15 protein-coding genes are annotated in these 17,589 nt (G+C 46.0%); 11 read left to right on the top strand and 4 right to left on the bottom strand.

What is annotated here, in order from left to right; all coding sequences use genetic code 11:
- The 5 genes from L6I86_RS24770 (at position 1) to L6I86_RS24750 (ending at position 4,383) form a co-directional block, all read left to right on the top strand.
- Positions 1–561 carry a RidA family protein gene (locus L6I86_RS24770; protein ID WP_236291081.1) on the top strand — a complete coding sequence of 187 codons (561 nt, stop codon included), beginning with the start codon at positions 1–3 and terminating at the stop codon, positions 559–561.
- Between the two features lie 21 nt (positions 562–582).
- Complete coding sequence (gene tatA / locus L6I86_RS24765; RefSeq protein WP_056609959.1) at positions 583–795, top strand: twin-arginine translocase TatA/TatE family subunit; 213 nt, start codon at positions 583–585, stop codon at positions 793–795.
- A gap of 195 nt (positions 796–990) precedes the next feature.
- Positions 991–1,836 carry an AraC family transcriptional regulator gene (locus L6I86_RS24760; RefSeq protein WP_236291080.1) on the top strand — a complete coding sequence of 282 codons (846 nt, stop codon included), beginning with the start codon at positions 991–993 and terminating at the stop codon, positions 1,834–1,836.
- 112 nt (positions 1,837–1,948) lie between these two features.
- Complete coding sequence (locus tag L6I86_RS24755; protein WP_236291079.1) at positions 1,949–3,748, top strand: CBM96 family carbohydrate-binding protein; 1,800 nt, start codon at positions 1,949–1,951, stop codon at positions 3,746–3,748.
- Positions 3,749–3,873: 125 nt separating this feature from the next.
- Positions 3,874–4,383, top strand: a complete 510-nt coding sequence (locus tag L6I86_RS24750; RefSeq protein WP_236291078.1) for a hypothetical protein — start codon at positions 3,874–3,876, stop codon at positions 4,381–4,383.
- A 48-nt stretch (positions 4,384–4,431) separates the two neighbouring features.
- Here the strand turns inward: L6I86_RS24750 and L6I86_RS24745 are convergent, their stop codons facing one another.
- Positions 4,432–5,502: a bifunctional 3-deoxy-7-phosphoheptulonate synthase/chorismate mutase gene (locus L6I86_RS24745; RefSeq protein ID WP_236291077.1), complete on the bottom strand. Its 1,071-nt coding sequence runs from the start codon at positions 5,500–5,502 to the stop codon at positions 4,432–4,434.
- 127 nt (positions 5,503–5,629) lie between these two features.
- Positions 5,630–6,793 carry an FAD-dependent monooxygenase gene (locus tag L6I86_RS24740; RefSeq protein ID WP_236291076.1) on the bottom strand — a complete coding sequence of 388 codons (1,164 nt, stop codon included), beginning with the start codon at positions 6,791–6,793 and terminating at the stop codon, positions 5,630–5,632.
- A gap of 201 nt (positions 6,794–6,994) precedes the next feature.
- Between L6I86_RS24740 and L6I86_RS24735 the strand changes: the two genes are divergently transcribed.
- Positions 6,995–7,588, top strand: a complete 594-nt coding sequence (locus L6I86_RS24735) for a hypothetical protein (RefSeq protein ID WP_236291075.1) — start codon at positions 6,995–6,997, stop codon at positions 7,586–7,588.
- A gap of 10 nt (positions 7,589–7,598) precedes the next feature.
- Here L6I86_RS24735 and L6I86_RS24730 read toward each other — a convergent pair whose 3' ends face one another.
- On the bottom strand, positions 7,599–8,606 hold the full coding sequence (locus L6I86_RS24730) for a LacI family DNA-binding transcriptional regulator (protein WP_236291074.1): 1,008 nt from the start codon (positions 8,604–8,606) through the stop codon (positions 7,599–7,601).
- 123 nt (positions 8,607–8,729) lie between these two features.
- Between L6I86_RS24730 and fucU the strand changes: the two genes are divergently transcribed.
- The 3 genes from fucU (at position 8,730) to L6I86_RS24715 (ending at position 12,966) form a co-directional block, all read left to right on the top strand.
- Positions 8,730–9,155 (top strand): L-fucose mutarotase, encoded by a 426-nt coding sequence (gene fucU / locus L6I86_RS24725; RefSeq protein ID WP_236291073.1) that lies wholly within the window; start codon positions 8,730–8,732, stop codon positions 9,153–9,155.
- Between the two features lie 66 nt (positions 9,156–9,221).
- Positions 9,222–10,190 carry an aldo/keto reductase gene (locus L6I86_RS24720; protein WP_236291072.1) on the top strand — a complete coding sequence of 323 codons (969 nt, stop codon included), beginning with the start codon at positions 9,222–9,224 and terminating at the stop codon, positions 10,188–10,190.
- Between the two features lie 73 nt (positions 10,191–10,263).
- Positions 10,264–12,966, top strand: coding sequence for a UxaA family hydrolase (locus L6I86_RS24715; RefSeq protein ID WP_236291071.1), 2,703 nt, complete (start codon positions 10,264–10,266; stop codon positions 12,964–12,966).
- Between the two features lie 306 nt (positions 12,967–13,272).
- Here L6I86_RS24715 and L6I86_RS24710 read toward each other — a convergent pair whose 3' ends face one another.
- Positions 13,273–14,121: an AraC family transcriptional regulator gene (locus L6I86_RS24710; RefSeq protein ID WP_236291070.1), complete on the bottom strand. Its 849-nt coding sequence runs from the start codon at positions 14,119–14,121 to the stop codon at positions 13,273–13,275.
- A gap of 132 nt (positions 14,122–14,253) precedes the next feature.
- Here L6I86_RS24710 and L6I86_RS24705 point away from each other — a divergent pair, with 132 nt between their 5' ends.
- Both L6I86_RS24705 and L6I86_RS24700 read left to right on the top strand, forming a co-directional pair.
- Positions 14,254–16,395: an alpha-N-acetylglucosaminidase gene (locus L6I86_RS24705; protein ID WP_236291069.1), complete on the top strand. Its 2,142-nt coding sequence runs from the start codon at positions 14,254–14,256 to the stop codon at positions 16,393–16,395.
- Positions 16,392–17,432, top strand: a complete 1,041-nt coding sequence (locus tag L6I86_RS24700) for a glycoside hydrolase family protein (protein ID WP_236291068.1) — start codon at positions 16,392–16,394, stop codon at positions 17,430–17,432. Before L6I86_RS24705 ends, L6I86_RS24700 begins: the two co-directional genes overlap by 4 nt.
- The last annotated feature ends 157 nt before the right edge of the window (positions 17,433–17,589 follow it).

Genomic DNA, 17,589 nt, shown 5'->3' with positions numbered 1-17,589 from the left:
ATGATTATAACGAAGAAGTGGAAGACGATCGTAGCAGCTACCGTTGGTTCATGCCTGATTTGTGTAAGTGCTTATGCGGCTGGGACAGAAAAATCAAGTAAATACAATGCAGAGCCCATTAACGAAGTTGAATTTTATGGTAATCCAGCTTCTTCCATTGCTGCGGGTGTGTCGGTCCCTGCTGGGGCTTCCTATTTATTTACTAGTGGCACGGTACCACCCGTTATTAATAAAGAAGGCAAGACCGTATATGAGCGTTACGGGGATACGAAAACACAGGGGATTGGCATTCTAAAAGCCATTGAAACGCAATTAAAAGATAAAGGTCTCACACTTGCAGATGTTGCCTATCTTCGTGTCTATGTAACACCAGATGCAGCCAAAGAAGGCAAATTCGATTATCAAGGTTGGTTTGACGCATATGCGCAATTTTTTGGTACAGAAGCTAATCCTGTGAAGCCGGCACGTTCCACGGTTGGGATTGCAAGCCTCGTTAGCTCGGATTGGCTAATTGAAATTGAAGCTGTTGCTGTGTATCCAAAGCGCCATAACCAAGACTAATGAAACGGAGATGATGTGCCTATGCTGCAAAATATTGGATTACCTGGACTCATGTTAATTTTAGTCGTGGTATTGGTATTGTTTGGACCGTCTAAGCTGCCTGAACTTGGTCGAGCTGTAGGTCGTACCCTGCACGAATTTAAAAATTCAGCCAGGGAGCTCGTAGGTGAAGGGAAAGAATCCCCTGAACACTTGGAAGCTCCGGACAAACGCGTAGAAAAGGTCAACGTTTAAGTTGATCTCGTAAACAGATCTTGTTGATTTTCTCTCCAGGAGAAAATGGCAGGATCTGTTTTTTGTGTGCGTGTAACCATCTAAACAAAACACAGGAATTCCTAGAATTTGTACAATTGTTTTATTCAAGAATGTGATAGAGTGTGCTCACGCTTATATTGTAAACGATTTCCAAAAAAACGGGAGGGATAGCTGTTGAAACTTAGCACAAGTGTTGATGTCACCAAAGAGCCCTTTCATCTGAATCATGAGAAATCAAGTCGAAAGCAGTATTGGGAGATCTATCATGCCCATTCATGTATGGAATTCCTCTATGTGTATGAAGGGGTAGGACGTGTGGAAGTGAACAAACGCTGGTACACCATTGAGCCAGGCAGCCTTTTGATTTTCCAACCATTTCAATTGCATCGTATTCAAATCCAAGGTCCCTTTGTTCGATCTATTCTGATGTTTGATCCCTACAGATTGGACACAGCGCTGCGCGCTTTTAGCGGAATTCGTACATGGTTTAATACGCTTTGGAAGCATGCGTTAACCCGTCATGTGATCCCTCAGCAACAGCATCTAGCCAAATTATATGAGCATTTACATAGGAAACTAAGTCGTGTTTCGATGCATAAACAGCAAGAAGAATTTGTCCTATGCTTAATATCCATACTTCAGCAGCTTGAGCCATTTGAAAGTGAAATTTGCGAAGCGCCGAAGGAGAAGATGAAGCTGAGCAGTAATCATACGGCTGGGCAGATCACAGAATGGATTGAAAAACATTACAAAGATAAATTTGATTTACAACGGATGTCGGAGGATTTGCATCTCTCCACCTTTTATTTATCTCATGTTTTTCGGCAGTCAACGGGGCGCACCATAACGGAATTTATTATATCTCGCAGATTAAGGGAAGCCTGTCTCTTGCTTGAAACCACGTCGAAATCGGCTAGTTATATCGCTCAGGAGGTGGGCTTTCAGAATGTCTCTTACTTTTCACGTGTGTTTAAAAACATCCTTGGAACGACACCGAAGTCGTATCGCATGCAGGTATAAAAGACAGCAACACAGTGCAAGTTCTGAACAATAGCGGGAAACATGTGCAGGCGATGATCTCTTATAATTCTATTTGTAAGCGCTATCTAATGGGAGCTGAGGAGGAATAGTAATGAGAAAGCTTTTCAAGAAATACAGAGGTAAGACAGGGATATTTGCCATGCTTTCCACAGTTGTGCTGCTTGCAATTCCTACAGTGGCAGGAGCAGCGACAACCACATTAAGCCCATCTGATGATTCCTATGTGCATGAAGGTAACCCGACAAGCAATTATGGCACAGCCACTTCGTTGTATGTGAAAAATGACCCAGGTGCTTCTCGGTATACGTATCTCAAATACAGTCTCTCAGGCCTTTCGGGTGTAACGAGTGCGAAACTCCGGATTTATGGCAGCGCATCCGCGTCAACCGTTCTATCCGCGTATCAAACGACCGACAGCTGGACACAATCCGCGATTACCTGGAGCACGAAACCAACGGTCGGCAGCTCTGCGGGTAGTGTTGCCATCAATACGACGACGACATACAACGAGATTGATGTGACAGCTTATGTGACTGCGGAAGCGGCAGGAGATGGTGTCGTTTCATTTGCACTGCAAGAAAGTGTAGGTAAATACACCACATTGAATAGTAATGAGAATGCCTCGAACAAGCCGCAGCTTGTTGTCGTTAGCGGTGGAGGTACAGGTGGGGATACCCAAGCGCCAACAGTGCCTGCTGGATTCAATGGGACGGCGGCTTCCAGCAGCCAGATCAATATCAGTTGGAGTGCATCGACAGATAATGTTGGCGTAACGGGATATGATGTGTATCGGAATGGCGCATTCCTTAAGACCGTGACGGGCACTTCCACGAGTGACACGGGTTTAGCGGCGTCTACGTCGTATAGCTACTATGTGAAAGCTAAGGATGCGGCTGGAAATGCTTCAAGCCAAAGCAGCACAATCAATGTGACAACGTCTGCGGGGACGCCACCTACAGGTTGTTCCAATGCACTGACAACAACGGTTGCGATTCAAAATGCGATGAAGAATGCAGTGGCAGGGTCCGTTATTCTGCTTGCCCCTGGTAATTATGTAGGCGATCGTTCGACGAGTGGTGATCCAGGTGGGCAAGGATTATTTTATTCGGATCAAAGTGGAACAGCTTCCAATCCGATCGTTCTGCAGAGCTGTGATGCAGCTAATCCAGCCGTGCTCAAGGGCGTGAATGTGAACGATGGCTCCTATGGTATTCACCTGACGGGCAACTATTGGCAGATTCGTGATGTTGAGATTACGAATGCGCAGAAAGGGATTATCATCGATAACGGGAATAACAATCTGCTGAACAATGTAGAAGTTCATTATGTTGGTGATGAGGGTGTCCATTTCCGCGACGGCAGCTCCTATAATACATTGTCGTACTCGCTTATTTACGATACAGGGTTGTATCAAGCGGGGTATGGGGAAGGTGCTTATGTGGGTTCTGATTCCAGCTCGCCTTATGAGCATGTTGTAACAGGGAATGTGATCAGTCATACGAATTTCGATGGTGGTATTACAGCTGAACATATTGATGTGAAGGAAGGTGCGAGCGGAACGATTATCGAGTACTGCACATTTAATGGTACGGGGATAAGTGGTGCGAATAGTGCGGACAGCTTCGTTGATGTAAAAGGTGTGAATACGATTGTCCGCTACAATCAAGGGTATCGGAATGGCAATGCGAATGTAGTCGATGCTTTCCAAGTCCGTACGCATGGTACGGACTATGCGACAGGTGCGAATAATTCTTTTAACAATAACACCGTAAATTTGGATAGCTCGGCAGGATACGTCGTCTATGCAACGAGTGCGGCAACAGGAACCACAGCGGTGAATGACGTACGTACAGGTGGAGGAAATCTGTATAACTCCAATGTGAACCAATAGGGTAGTGTAGGAGTCCGAGAGGGCTCCTTTTTGCCGTGTATGACAAGCTAAATATCGACATTCTGGCGTAAGTATGGGATTATGAGGAGAAGAGTTTGGTAACTATTACGCAGGGAGTGAAAGGCATGTCACGCAAGTGGGAAAGAATGGTAAGTAAGAATACGAAAAAGGCCAATCAAACTAGATCTAAACAAGGGAAGGCGCCGATTTCAACAGATCCGGATCGTCCGGTCGTATTTAAGGGGAGAAGCATCCTGTTGGCTGCGTTCTTCATCGTAGTTTCGCTCTTCTTGTTATTTACGTTGACGAAAACCGAAGGGGACAAAATGTACTGGTATACAACGCTTAGCTACTTGGTAGTCGGCGTACTTATTTATTTCGTGCGGAGACCGTACTTGCGAGTGACCAAGACGAATCTCTCGAAGCGAGGTCTGGCCCGAGAATTAGTGCTTGGTGCGGAAAATATTAAAGAGATTGTGCACGCACCTGGTCAAATTATCATTGAGCTTACGGGCAAGTCTCCTCGTTGGGTATATAACAAAACATTGAACCGTTTTGATATCGCGGCGATGGCGTCTAAACTGAAAAAATTTGCTGAGACCAATAAAATTTCCTTTGTAGATAAAACCGTATAGGTAAGAAGCCTCCAATTCCACTTGTGTGGGGTTGGGGGCTTTTTTGCATTAAAACAATCCGGATCGCTGAATCGCTGCATAAAATTGGTTGAACTCCTCAATCGTTAGCTGCTGCTGTGCATCGGAAAGAGCAGTAGCTGGATTCGGATGGACTTCGACCATGATTCCATCCGCGCCTGCGGCCAATGCTGCCTTGGCACAAGGTGCGAAAATGTCCTTGCGTCCCGTGGAATGGGTCACATCAACCAGGACAGGCAAATGGCTTTCTTGCTTCAGAATCGGAACTGCCGAGATGTCGAGTGTATTTCGAGTTGCCCGCTCATAGGTTCGGATGCCGCGTTCAATTAACATCACCTGCGTATTGCCGCGAGATAGGATGTACTCGGCAGCATGCAGGAATTCATCGAGCGTAGCAGACAGGCCGCGCTTCAACAGTATCGGAATTCGTACTTCGCCAGCCGCCTTCAGTAGTTCAAAATTGTGCATGTTTCTCGCGCCGATTTGGATCACGTCGATGTACTGTCCCGCGATTTCGATATGTGCGGGATCGACGATTTCGCTGATCGTCTGGAGTCCGAATTCATCGGCGACTTCTTTGAGTATTCGTAATCCTTCCAGACCGAGCCCTTGGAAATCATATGGAGATGTGCGAGGCTTGAAGGCACCTCCGCGCAGCACGGTCACACCAGCGTTTTTTAAAGCTGCAGCAACCGCGCGTACTTGCTCAACACTCTCTACAGAGCAGGGACCCGCGATCATGATCGGTTTACCTCCGCCGATGGCTGCAGGACCAAGCTGAATGATGGTATCTGCTTGTTGCCGCTTACGGCTTACGAGGAGTTGCTTCTTGTGGGCCGTTTGTTGCAGAGTCAGCGAAGCTTGGAATATTTGTTTGAAAAGGTGACGAATTGTTTCGTCATCGAATGGACCAGTATTTCGTGCAACCAAGGTGTCTAGCATTTTCTTTTCGCGTAGCGGGTCGAATTTCGGCACGCCTTGTTTTTCCTTTTCCAGCCCGATCTCTTGGGTAATGCGTGCTCTTTCGGAGAGCAGCTCTTGCAGATTCTCATTTATTTCATCAATTCGATTTCTAAGCTCATTTAACTTCGAATTCTCCATTTATGTTCACCCTTTGGCTTTAAAACATATCAGCTTTATAGCTTTGACTTCTATGCGCTTAAACCAATTTATGTTACAAGGCAGCCGATGTGCAGTATCTTACAGTAAAAAAGTGTTTATATCCACTCTACAGCTCATATCCAATGATAGGATCGAAACGGCTTATATAACGAGCATCAGACAAGGATGCCAACAGCTTATTGCGGCAGTAGATCAGAAATGGGTTCTCGAGTTGTACCATTCGTCCCATCGACCGAGACATCCGCACGATTCGGTTTGTCCGAGCCATTCGTGCATTCTCATATGCTGAAAGTGCTGCCGGAATATCAGGATTTCGGAGGCACCTTGCCAGTACGATGGCATCTTCAATTGCCTGAGCACCTCCCTGTCCCAAATTGGGCAGCATCGGATGTGCAGCATCGCCGAGAAGCGTCACTCTGCCTGAACTCCATTTGGATAGGAGAGGGCGGTCAACGATGTTATGCGCCAGAATGGTCGATGCCTCTGTTGCCTCAATCGCCGACACGACTGGGTTGTACCAACCGTGAAATTGACGCAGCAACTCAGATTGTCTCTCTTTAACCGGAGGTAGTTTTCCTTGTGGTGCATTAATCGCGGCAAACCAGAATACTCGGCCATTGCCGAGGCTGGAGAGCCCGAAACGTTTTCCTGGTCCCAGTGCCTCGAACCCGCCACCCTGAGTTGTGTTGCGCGCCTCCTCCTGTGTACACACGCCTCTTAAAGCAATATATCCCGAATAACGGACTGGGCTTTGACCAAATAGTCGTTCTCGTACGGCAGAGTGAAACCCATCAGAGCCGATAATGACATCTGCATATTCCTGCGTACCATCTTGGAAAACGGCTTTAACTCCTTGTTCACTCTGTGTCCCATCGATCCATTGTTTATTGGTCTGAATAGTTGTTGTGTCTGTTACTGCTTGCACAAGAATCGCTTGTAAGTCAGCTCTATGAATGACATAGCTTTGCGTTCCGTATAGTGCTGCTTGTTTGGCAGCTGGGAGACTCGTAATTATCGTGCCATCCCATTTTCGAATGTCAGCTTGAATAACAGGTGCCCCCACGTTTCGTACTGTTTCTCCAATGCCAAGCAAATCGAGTGCTTTCATGGCGTTAGCTGCGAGCACGATTCCAGCCCCGGCTTCTCTCAGTGATGTTGCCTTGTCGTAAATCGCTACACGCCATCCCTGTTGCTGAAGTGACAATGCCGTGCATAATCCACCGATTCCCGCTCCAATGACTATTGCTTTCCGTGACGTTCCTGCATCCATGTGTATAACCTCCAGCTTCGTTAGATCGCCGCTATAATGCTTAGTCTCATCATAAACAATGAGTCCCCTAATGACCACTCAAAAAAGTAAGCCAAAAGTCATATTCGTTAGGATATAAATGGGTAGTCTCTTTTCGTTGTAGTCATTTTTCTGCTAGATTCGGAATAATAGTTTAGGAGGGAGAAGAAGGGGGAGTATGCTATGCTCACACTAAAATCATGGACGGGCTTGTTTCAACGGGGAGGGGCGGATACGGATATTTACCAGACGGTTAAAGTGAGGGCACCTCGGGATTATTTCGACCGAGCAGATGCTTTTCTGGAGGATATTGTCTATACCTCACAAGAGGAGTTAACTGGAATCAACAAAACATTCCTAGTCAAACTATTATTTGATAATTTTATGGATCATGTGCGCAAGGGCAAGGATTTATATACATACATTTTACAGCTTAGAAGCAAATTTGGAGGTATTGTTGCTTCAGCAAACACGAATGAGCGACCGAACGGTGGAACTGTACCCGGCTTTCAATGGGGACTTTCCTTTCAGGAGGGGCATTCGGATAGTGCTGCTTATCTAACACTTAACGTCAGACTACACCCAGCCGAGACGAATCGGATGCGTGTTTTTTTCGACGATATGAACTGGAAACACCATCAAGCGCTCAACATGGATATGAATGAGCTCTTATCCCTGCTTTTTATTGAATTTATTACGGAACTTCGGAATGGATTAACCGAGGCGACGAAGGAAGAGATTGTAGCGGCTATTGTTCATAAATGGGAAGAACAATAGCTCGCTGTCTCTATGAGAGAGGTTGTGTGGATGAGCGAACAATGAGCTCTGAAGGCAGCATGATTCTTCGAGTTGCATCGCTAGCTGCTCCTTCTATGCGTTCAATAAGTAGTTGCATGCCTAATTTCCCGAATTGGTAAGCTGGTTGTGACGCAACGGTGAGGAATGGATTGATTGCACCTGCGGGTCCGAAGTCGTCGAAACAGACAACAGACATGTCCCTTGGTACTTGTAGGCCGCGTTGGCGCAGGGATTGGATGACGCCAACGGCCAGCATATTATTAGCTGCGAAAATGGCTGTAGGTGGATCATCAAGCTGGAGCAACTCATGGAGTGCAGTCTCATCGTGGAAATCGCGGTAACCTAGATGGAGCACGAGTGAATCATCGGGGGTTATTCCGCCTAGTTGAAGCGCCTCATTATAGCCTATGTATCGCAATCGAGCTGTTGAAACATCTTGTGAACCGTTAACTAAAGCGATGCGCTGATGCCCCTGAGCAATCAAATGTTCAACCAGATTACGGGCACCTTCCTTGCTGTCGCCAAGGACAACATCCGCATCAATACCGGGGATTTCACGATCCAATACAACAAATGGAATCTGATGCTTCTGCAATTGCAGTAAATTGTCATGTGAATGATCGCCTGCTGGTGCGAATAATACGCCATCTACCCGTGTGGATAGAATCATATCGACGTAATCCTTCTCTTTCTCATAGTCCTCATCACTATTGGCAAAAAGCAATCGATAGCCCGCCTTCTTCGCTGCATCCTCAGCGCCTCGTGCTAAGGTCGTATAGAACGGATTGGTAATATCCGTGATGAGAAGAGAGATGAGATTCGTCTTCTGGGAAACTAAGCTGCGTGCCAATGCATTAGGAATATAATGGAGCTCTTCCATGACTTTCCGTACTCGCTTACGCGTCTCTTCGCTGATTCGGCCCGTATTATTGATCACTCTGGAAACCGTCATCGCGGAAACACCAGCCTTCTCGGCGATGTCATAGATTGTTATCACGTGTTAATCTCCTTTGCTAGCCGGTTTATTTCATATTGTATAGAAATAAAGGATTGACAGCAAGGCATAAAGTTGTTAATTTTGAGTTATCGATAACACAATCTTCTTAAGGAGATGATGAGTATGTTAAAAGGGATACCTTCTATCCTTTCGCCAGAGTTGCTCAAAGTATTAATGGAGATGGGGCATGGGGATGAAATCATCTTGGCAGACGGGAATTTCCCGGCAGCCAGTCATGCGAACCGTCTGTTACGTTGCGATGGCCATGGTGTACCGGAATTGTTGAAAGCGGTATTATCCCTGTATCCACTTGATACATACGGTAATGAGCCTGTTGCGCTAATGGCTGTAGTTCCTGGAGATCAAGTTGACACACCGATCTGGGGCGAGTACGAGGGGATCATACGTGAACATACAACACCTGCCATCGAGTACGTGGAACGATTCGCTTTTTATGAGCGGGCGAAGAAAGCTTATGCCATTGTAGCGACGAGTGAAAAGGCACTGTATGCCAATATTATTTTAAGAAAAGGCGTTATTAGTGACTAAATGAATTATCGATAACTCTGAGGTGTTTCAACCTAAATAATACTTAATAAGAAGCGAGGTTACTTTATGTCAACTACATCCCTTTACTCGAATCGACCAATTGGTAGCACTGGCCTGTTTGTCTCTGCGCTTTGTGTTGGTGGAGCTCCGTTTGGTGATATGCCGGAAACCTTTAATTTTAGCGCACCCGAGGAAACCGCTATGGACACAATTCGCGCTGCCTTTGCTAGCCCGATTAACTTTCTCGATACAGCTGCTGCCTATGGTGAAGGCGAGAGTGAGCGTCGAATTGGCAAGGTCATAAAAGAGAACGGCGGACTCCCAGCGGGTTTTGTGCTCGCGACCAAAGCAGATCGGTGTTTACGGACCGGCGACTTCAGCGGGGAGCAAATAAAAAGGTCCATTGAAGGAAGTCTTAGTCGATTAGGGCTGGATCGTCTACAATATGTTTATATCCATGACCCGGAGCATTCCACCTTTGAAAATGTTATGGGAGCAGGAGGGCCGCTTGAGGTGCTGAAAAACTTCAAGGAGCAGGGGGTCATAGATCACATTGGCATATCTGGTGGACCTATCGACATGCTTATTCGTTATGTAGAGACTGGGGAGTTTAGCGCCGTTGAGACCCATAACCGCTATACACTGCTCAATCGCTCAGCTGATCCTTTGCTTGATATAGCCAATCAATTAGGGGTTGCTGTCATTAACGCAGCACCTTATGGCAGCGGAATATTGGCAAAAGGGCCGGATGCCTACGCACGTTATGCGTATAGTGAGGCACCACCTTTGTTAATTGAACGTGCAAGATCCTTAATGAAAGTTTGCCAGGAATATGATGTACCTTTAGCCGCTGCTGCGCTCCAATTCTCCATGCGTGACTCCCGCGTCGCGAGTACTGTCGTTGGAATGAGCAAGCCGGAACGAGTAGCACAGACATTGGAACTTGCCAATTATCCAATTCCTTCAGAGCTTTGGCCTGCACTGGACGACATCGGATATGCTACGGATGATCCCGAATCAGAAAGATTTTCATAAAAATGTTGCGTGCATTCTCTCTTCAGACAATTCGTATTTGATGAGTCATTTTTCAAAAAGGAGATAGGTATCGATGAATGAAATTTACCAATTTGATGAAATTGCTAGACTGCCGTTACCTGGGGATAACTGTGCTGTTGCAACGCGCAATTTGGACGCTGGCACCGTCATTTATTATGAAGGCGAAACCATAATCATAGATTATACGGTTTTGGAAGGTCATCGTTTTGCTGTGAAGACAATTGATCCCGGTGTTGAACTGCTATCTTGGGAAATGCCGTTTGGCGTGGCTCTGCAAGTGATTCAGCCCGGTCAATATGTGATTAATGAGGCAGTGTTAGATGCACTTAGCGGGCGTCAGCTGAAATTTTCACTGCCTACAAGGCCTAATTTTACGGATAAAATTCCGCCATATGTTTTTGCTGAGGCGAATTTTAAGCCCGCACCAGCATCACCCGCTTATTCAGATATTCGCACTTTTATGGGTTATCGCCGCAGTGAACCCCGTGGCGTGGGTACTCGTAACCACATAGTTATATTAGGTACCACCTCGCGTACGGGCAGCTATTCGAAGCAGCTTGCCGCTCGACTACAAGGTGAACTGAAGAACTATCCCCATATTGATGGGATTGTACCTGTGGCGCATACAGAGGGCAGTACGGATAAGCTTAATAACCTGGATTTACTGCTGCGGACACTCGCCGGATTTATCGTGAACCCTAACGTGGGTGCCGTCTTAGTAGTTGATTATGGCAATGAACCGGTAACCAACAAAATGGTGGAATCGTATATACAAGAACACAGCTACCCGATCGATGATGTATTGCACAAGTTTGTGTCGCTCCAGGGCGGCTTTGAACAGAATCTGGCTCAAGGCGAAGCGATTATCAGGGAGTGGCTGCCTACGGTTAATGCGATGCAACGGACGGAGGAATCGATTAGCCACCTGAAAATTGGGCTGCAATGCGGTGGCTCGGACGCCTTTTCCGGTATTTCAGCGAACCCGCTGCTTGGCTGGATATCTGAAGAATTGGTGCGCTACGGCGGCGCTGCCAGCATAGCTGAAACCGATGAATTAATTGGCGCGGAACCCTATATTCTGTCGAAGGTTCGTAACCTTGAAACCGCCAATAAATTCTTGGAACTTGTGAACCGTTTCAAAGAGCGCACGTCTTGGCACGGTGCTAGTGCAGAGGGAAATCCATCTGGCGGTAATATATTTCGCGGCCTTTATAATATTTATCTCAAATCCATTGGTGCTGCCCGTAAGAAAGATCCGATCACTCGCCTCGATTATGCCACAGAATATGGGGAGCTCATGAAAGATGGCGGATACTATTTCATGGATAGCCCTGGCAACGACCTCGAGAGTATCGCTGGACAGGTGGCTGCCGGCTGCAACATGATTTTCTTTACAACAGGTAACGGCTCAATCACCAATTTCCCTTATGTCCCAACGGTCAAGGTCGTCACGACGACGCGTCGCTACCAATTGCTGAATAATGATATGGATGTCAACGCTGGTAAATTTTTGGAAGGTGTGTCCATGGATGAGCTCGGCAAAGAGGTCTTCGAACTGACTATCCAAACGGCTTCTGGTCAGCGCAGTGTCGGTGAGAAGGCGGGTCATTCCCAAGTGCAGATCTGGCGCAATTGGCAGCAAAACGATGCAAGTCAGTTGGATCTATTGCTCCATCCCTATACGCCAACGGGAGAGCCAATTGAAATTCTAGAAGATACAGATGCGTTGGATAGCTCGTATCAATTCTCCGTCACACGGCATCAAGATCGCCAAGCGAGCGACAATATCGGCTTGATCCTGCCAACCAGTCTCTGTGCTGGACAGGTAGCAAATATGATAACGCAGAAGCTGAATAAACAGGGTGTTGGGCAACCTGAGGTCTCACGTTTTGTGGCTTTGGCACATACGGAAGGCTGCGGCAATTCGGGGGGCCAAGCTGAAAAGTTGTATGCCCGAACAATGATCGGTTATATCACACACCCGATGGTGAAGCATTGTTTGCTGCTGGAGCATGGCTGCGAAAAAACCCACAACGACTATATGCACCATCTAATGGAAGAGATGGGTGTTGAAACGAGCTCCCTTGGTTTTGCCAGCATTCAGCTTGACGGCGGAATTACAAAGGTGACGGAGAAGGTAGAAGCGTGGTTTGCCGATCAAGTGGCAGCAGCTGGAGTAACTGAGAAGGAGACAGTCGGTCTGGCAGGACTGCGTATTGGCATCCTAAGTGATGGTTCCATCTCCGATGATGAAGGAGAACAGTTGGTGAAGCTGACTCAAATGGTTGTTGGCGCTGGTGGGTTAGTGGTAATTCCAGAGAACAGCGGGCTACTTTCCACGGCTTCTTATAGCCAAAATATATTGACTTCGACCAATGTCCAGCCGTCAATTGCGTATGGGGAACATGTCCGCCGCAATGGCTTCCACATCATGGAGACCCCGACGGAGCATTGGGTGGAGACGGTTACTGGCCTAGCTGCTACTGGGGTAGAGATCATTATCGCGCTAGTCGGTAATCGCCCGATGCAGACGCATCCGTTCGTTCCTATGCTGCAAATAGCATCAGAAACGGGTATGCAGCAAAACGATGACAATGATCTGGATCTACTGCTCAGTGGAGATCCGAACGCTTGGACGAACAGTATACTCGAGCGCGTCAAACAAGTCATTGAGCATACCTATACGCCTCGTCTCTACCAGCAGGGTAATATTGATTTCCAATTAACACGGGGCTTTTTGGGTGTTTCATTGTGATTTAAATGTGGAATTAGACAGCTGAGGTATGGAAAGAGCCACTCTCAACGTTGGTTGAGGCCACTCAAAAACTTGCGTTTTTTCTATTTGTTAGTTTTGTATATAAAAAGACGACAATTACTCCACTTATCGAGTAGTTGCCGTCTTTTTACTTATTTAGGGACCTTTTGTTCTGAGAACCATAGTCCTTTAGTTTCAATATTCACTTCAGATTCACAGCGAATACAGCCAATGCACCCTGCGACTCCTTAAGGTGACTTTTTCAGTGGCCTTCCGGTATTACGGTGGGTGTTTCTATATCATCTTTTAAAGCACTATGTTGCTTTGATGAGTTTTCACAATACGGTACTCAAGTGGAGAAAGGCTTTCTTGAGATTTAAAAAGACGGCTGAAGTAGTGCAATTCAAACCCAACTGACGCAGCAATTTCGGTCACGCTTAGGGTGGAATGGATGAGAAGTGACTTTGCTTTTTCAATCCGCATCCGATTCAAATACTGCATGGGTGATAATCCAAGCATATTCTTGAACAATTTCGCGAAATAATTGGGCTCTACATGGATAATCAGTGCAAGCTCTTCCAGCTTTATAGGTAAAGAGAGGTGCAGATTTATATATTGAATGACGGTCGTTAATTTTTCAAACGATAGGGGCGATTGCTTGAACATATTGTGGACGCCTGCGCGTTCCAGGAAAAAATGAAGCAATTCTAATAAGGCTGCATTAACCAGTAAAGCAGATAGAGCGTGATTCTCTTTCAGTTGTAGAATTAGCTTTTCAAAGATGTTCTCGATGAGCGGAAATTCATGTTGTGGAATTGTAAGTAAATAGGATGTATCTAACATTTGAAATAGATCGGTATCTCCGATGGATGCTGAGAAATGACACCAATATTTCAAGTAGGTATTTGAGCTAATTGAAGCAAGAGACTGACGTGTTTCTGCTGGAAGAAGCAATAGTTGGCCTGGTTTGGGCTCAAATACTTGATCATCGATTTGAATCCAACCCTCCCCTTCCTTGATGAAATAGAGCTTATGCAAATGGGGAATGAAATCATGTGCACCCCAACTTCGTGGCACTTGAGTCATCGCAGCGCTTACAACATTGGTGCGCAGATTGGAAAGGCACTGTCTCAGTATGTCTGATGTGGTTAACATAGGTTTTATCTCCAAAATATGGGTTATTTAATTTTTAATTCACGATATTCTACAAATTCATTATAGACCAAATCCGTTAAAGTTAGTAAGAAAGAGCACGAGTGTAACATACATAATGGAGGGAATAACAAAATGGATGTATTGGGTAATCAAGCAGTAAGAGGATTATTAAAGAGATTACTTCCTGATCATGCGGATCAGTTCGAGCTTGAAACAATAGGGCAAGAGCAGGGTAAGGATGTTTTTGAAATTGAGAGTTTGGGGAACCAAATTGTATTGCGTGGCTCTAATGGGGTTAGTCTAGCATCGGCACTGCACTGGTATTTAAAATATGTGTGTCATTGTCATATTTCTTGGTCGGGTAATCAATTATCTCTTCCCAATCAATTATCTACGGTTCCGGGCAAGATTCGTAAAGTAACATCCTATCAATTTCGGTATATATACAATTTCTGTACATTTAATTACAGTATGACCTGGTGGGATTGGGAAAGATGGGAACGTGAGATTGATTGGATGGCACTACATGGGATCAACATGCCATTGGCTATGACCGGTCAAGAAGCTGTCTGGATGGCAGTGGGTAAACGCTTGGGATTGACGGATGAGCAAATGTTAGATCATTTAACAGGGCCAGGTTATCTGGCTTGGCACTATATGGGCAACGTCGATGGCATTGCCGGACCACTCCCGCAAAGTTGGATTGAAGGCCAGAAGCTGCTTCAGCAGCGAATAATTGAACGTGAGCGGGAATATGGCATGACCCCTGTCTTGTGTGGATTTTATGGTCATGTGCCCAAATCACTGAAAGAGATCAATCCAGAGGCAAACATTACACAGCTGAAATCTTGGTTTGGTATGCCTGGCATTTATTTTCTCGATCCGAGCGATCCGTTATTTGCCGAGGCAGCTGGATTTTTCTACGATGAGCAGCGCAGGTTATATGGAACAGATCATTTATATGCCATGGATTTGTTCCATGAAGGAAGCTCTCCAGATGCAACAGAAAGCTATTTGATGCAAACCGCTGCAACAGTGAGTAATACGATGTTGCAGAACGATCCTCAAGCGGTATGGGTGATGCAAAGCTGGACGCTGTCGGAGCCTATGGTCAAAGCATTGCCTGATGAGCATCTCTTAATCCTCGATCTTTATGCTGAGGTTAAGCCCGTATGGAAGCGAACGGAGGCTTTTTACGGAAAGCCGTGGATCTGGTGCATGCTGCATAATTTCGGTGGAAGAAATGGGATGTTCGGCAATCTGGAGAGTATCGCTAATGGTCCAGTAGACGCATTGCATGACCCAGGCAAAGGAAGAATGGCTGGAATTGGATTTGCTCCTGAAGCCATTGAAGAGAATCCCGTTATGTACGATCTGCTTGGCGAAATGATCTGGCGTACGGAATCAATAGAGGTAGAAGTGTGGTTAAAGGGCTATACGTTACGACGTTATGGACAATCACATGATCAAGCTGAGGCTGCGTGGGAATTGCTGCGTCAATCGGTGTATTCCGGATTGAATGTGCATGGAAGTGTTGAATCCGTCATCCATGCAAGACCGGCGCTGAGTATTACTAGAGTATGCAACGGCTCTGTCGTCCCTTTTTATGATATCCACACTGTCGTTAAAGCATGGGAGCTATTAGTGGCAGCATCCGATAGGCTAGCAGATTCCGTTACTTTTCAATATGATCTCATCGACGTCGGAAGAGAAGTATTAGCCGGGCTTGCCCATCCGATCTATCTACAAATGATCAAGTCCTTTCAAGCCAGTGATCAAGCTGCGTTCCATCACAATCGAATTTTATTCGAGTCACTAATCGCCGATTTAGATGAATTAGTTGGAACGAACCCATATTTTCTAACAGGGAGATGGATGGAAGCAGCGAAATCCTGGGGAAACAAGGCGGATGAGACGGCGCTATATGAATTTAACGCACGTTCCATTATCTCGACGTGGTGGCCAGAGCCGTTAACATTCGATGATTATGCTCATAAGATGTGGTCAGGTATGTTAAAAAGTTATTATTTGGATAGATGGAAGCAGTTCAATAATAGACTTGAGGAGTCAATTGTTGAACCGACTGCCTTCAACGAGGTTGCATTTGAACAAGATATTCGCGCATGGGAGATTGCATGGATGTATAGATCGAACTCATTTGCCATCGAGCCATTAGGTGACTCAATTGAATTTTCCAAACGTATGTTGGAAAAATATGGACATCAAGTCAATTGTTATTGGGGTCAAAATCAGTTGGAGGAGGATATTCAATGAAATCTATGGATACTGCAAAGTCATTGTTTGAGCGCTTTCTTCCGGCCCCGAGAAATGGCGGTTTTCGCATGCTAGACTATTGGGTTTGGTGTGGTTCAGTTATTAAAGGAGAGGACGGCCGATTCCATATGTTTGCTTCTCGGTGGCCCAAATCACTGCCGATGCATCCAGGATGGATTGTCGCGTCTGAAGTAGTGCGAGCGGTATCGTACACACCTGAGGGCCCATATTCGTTTGAGGAAGTCGTCCTTCCAGCTAGAGGAGCGGAATACTGGGATGGACGGAGTACGCACAATCCTCACATAATGAAAATTGGTCATACGTATGTTTTGTATTATATGGGTTCCACTCATCCGTTCGCGGATGTCATAGGGGAAGAGTTAACCCTAGATGATCCGCGTACGATTGTGGGGCGTTCCAATAAACGAATTGGCATAGCGACGTCAAATAGCGTGTTTGGTCCTTGGCAACGTTACGATACACCCATCCAACCGACTCGGCCAGGCCATTTTGATAGTTTTCTCACAAGTAATCCTGCTCCATGCCTAAATCCGGACGGGTCCATCCTACTTATTTATAAAGCCAGAAGTTATGAGGGTTATAAGCATGGAGAGATGACGATCGGCGCCTCGCGAGGAGACACTTACATGGGGCCATATCAAGTTCAATTAGAAGGACCGATTTTTCCTCCAGAAACCTTCCATCTTGAAGACCCGTTCGTTTGGAAAACAAGTCAAGGTTACGAATTGATTGCGAAAGACATGGACGGCACACTTTGTGGTGAAAAACATTGCGGCATTCATGCCTTCTCGCCGAATGGGATCGACTGGATGCTTCAATCGAATCCTAAAGCTTATTCTCGCACCGTACTTTGGGATGATGGGGTGGTTCAGACGATGGGGAGCTTGGAGCGTCCATTTCTACTATTTGAGAACGGCAAACCGACCCATTTGTTTGCAGCTACGGCAGACGGGCCAGGTGGCTTCCAACAAGCTACGGAGACCTGGAACATGGTGATTCCGATTGGTAATGAATAATGTTATTCTGATCCGCAAAAGACATTTCCAATCTTCAGATTGGCGTAGTAAGAAAAATGAGCTTTTTTTTGAAAGCGTCTACATGTTATAATGCTTCTGGAAAAATGCTATAGCCTACAGATACTATTGGGAAAATGAAATGGAAATTCATCCTGTC

The organism is Paenibacillus allorhizoplanae, from assembly GCF_927798215.1.
In the GTDB taxonomy this organism is placed as follows: Bacteria; Bacillota; Bacilli; order Paenibacillales; family NBRC-103111; genus Paenibacillus_E; species Paenibacillus_E allorhizoplanae.
The sequence above is the reverse complement of the archived record's forward strand: the minus strand, read 5'-3'. Positions and strand labels throughout refer to the sequence as shown.

What these genes read in the sequence shown, in the direction of transcription:
- L6I86_RS24770 (WP_236291081.1), top strand. Translation starts at nt 1, where the DNA reads ATGATTATAACGAAGAAGTGGAAGACGATCGTAGCAGCTACCGTTGGT.
- tatA (WP_056609959.1), top strand. Translation starts at nt 583, where the DNA reads ATGCTGCAAAATATTGGATTACCTGGACTCATGTTAATTTTAGTCGTG.
- L6I86_RS24755 (WP_236291079.1), top strand. Translation starts at nt 1,949, where the DNA reads ATGAGAAAGCTTTTCAAGAAATACAGAGGTAAGACAGGGATATTTGCC.
- L6I86_RS24750 (WP_236291078.1), top strand. Translation starts at nt 3,874, where the DNA reads ATGTCACGCAAGTGGGAAAGAATGGTAAGTAAGAATACGAAAAAGGCC.
- L6I86_RS24745 (WP_236291077.1), bottom strand. Translation starts at nt 5,502, where the DNA reads ATGGAGAATTCGAAGTTAAATGAGCTTAGAAATCGAATTGATGAAATA.
- L6I86_RS24740 (WP_236291076.1), bottom strand. Translation starts at nt 6,793, where the DNA reads ATGGATGCAGGAACGTCACGGAAAGCAATAGTCATTGGAGCGGGAATC.
- L6I86_RS24735 (WP_236291075.1), top strand. Translation starts at nt 6,995, where the DNA reads ATGCTCACACTAAAATCATGGACGGGCTTGTTTCAACGGGGAGGGGCG.
- fucU (WP_236291073.1), top strand. Translation starts at nt 8,730, where the DNA reads ATGTTAAAAGGGATACCTTCTATCCTTTCGCCAGAGTTGCTCAAAGTA.
- L6I86_RS24720 (WP_236291072.1), top strand. Translation starts at nt 9,222, where the DNA reads ATGTCAACTACATCCCTTTACTCGAATCGACCAATTGGTAGCACTGGC.
- L6I86_RS24715 (WP_236291071.1), top strand. Translation starts at nt 10,264, where the DNA reads ATGAATGAAATTTACCAATTTGATGAAATTGCTAGACTGCCGTTACCT.
- L6I86_RS24710 (WP_236291070.1), bottom strand. Translation starts at nt 14,121, where the DNA reads ATGTTAACCACATCAGACATACTGAGACAGTGCCTTTCCAATCTGCGC.
- L6I86_RS24705 (WP_236291069.1), top strand. Translation starts at nt 14,254, where the DNA reads ATGGATGTATTGGGTAATCAAGCAGTAAGAGGATTATTAAAGAGATTA.
- L6I86_RS24700 (WP_236291068.1), top strand. Translation starts at nt 16,392, where the DNA reads ATGAAATCTATGGATACTGCAAAGTCATTGTTTGAGCGCTTTCTTCCG.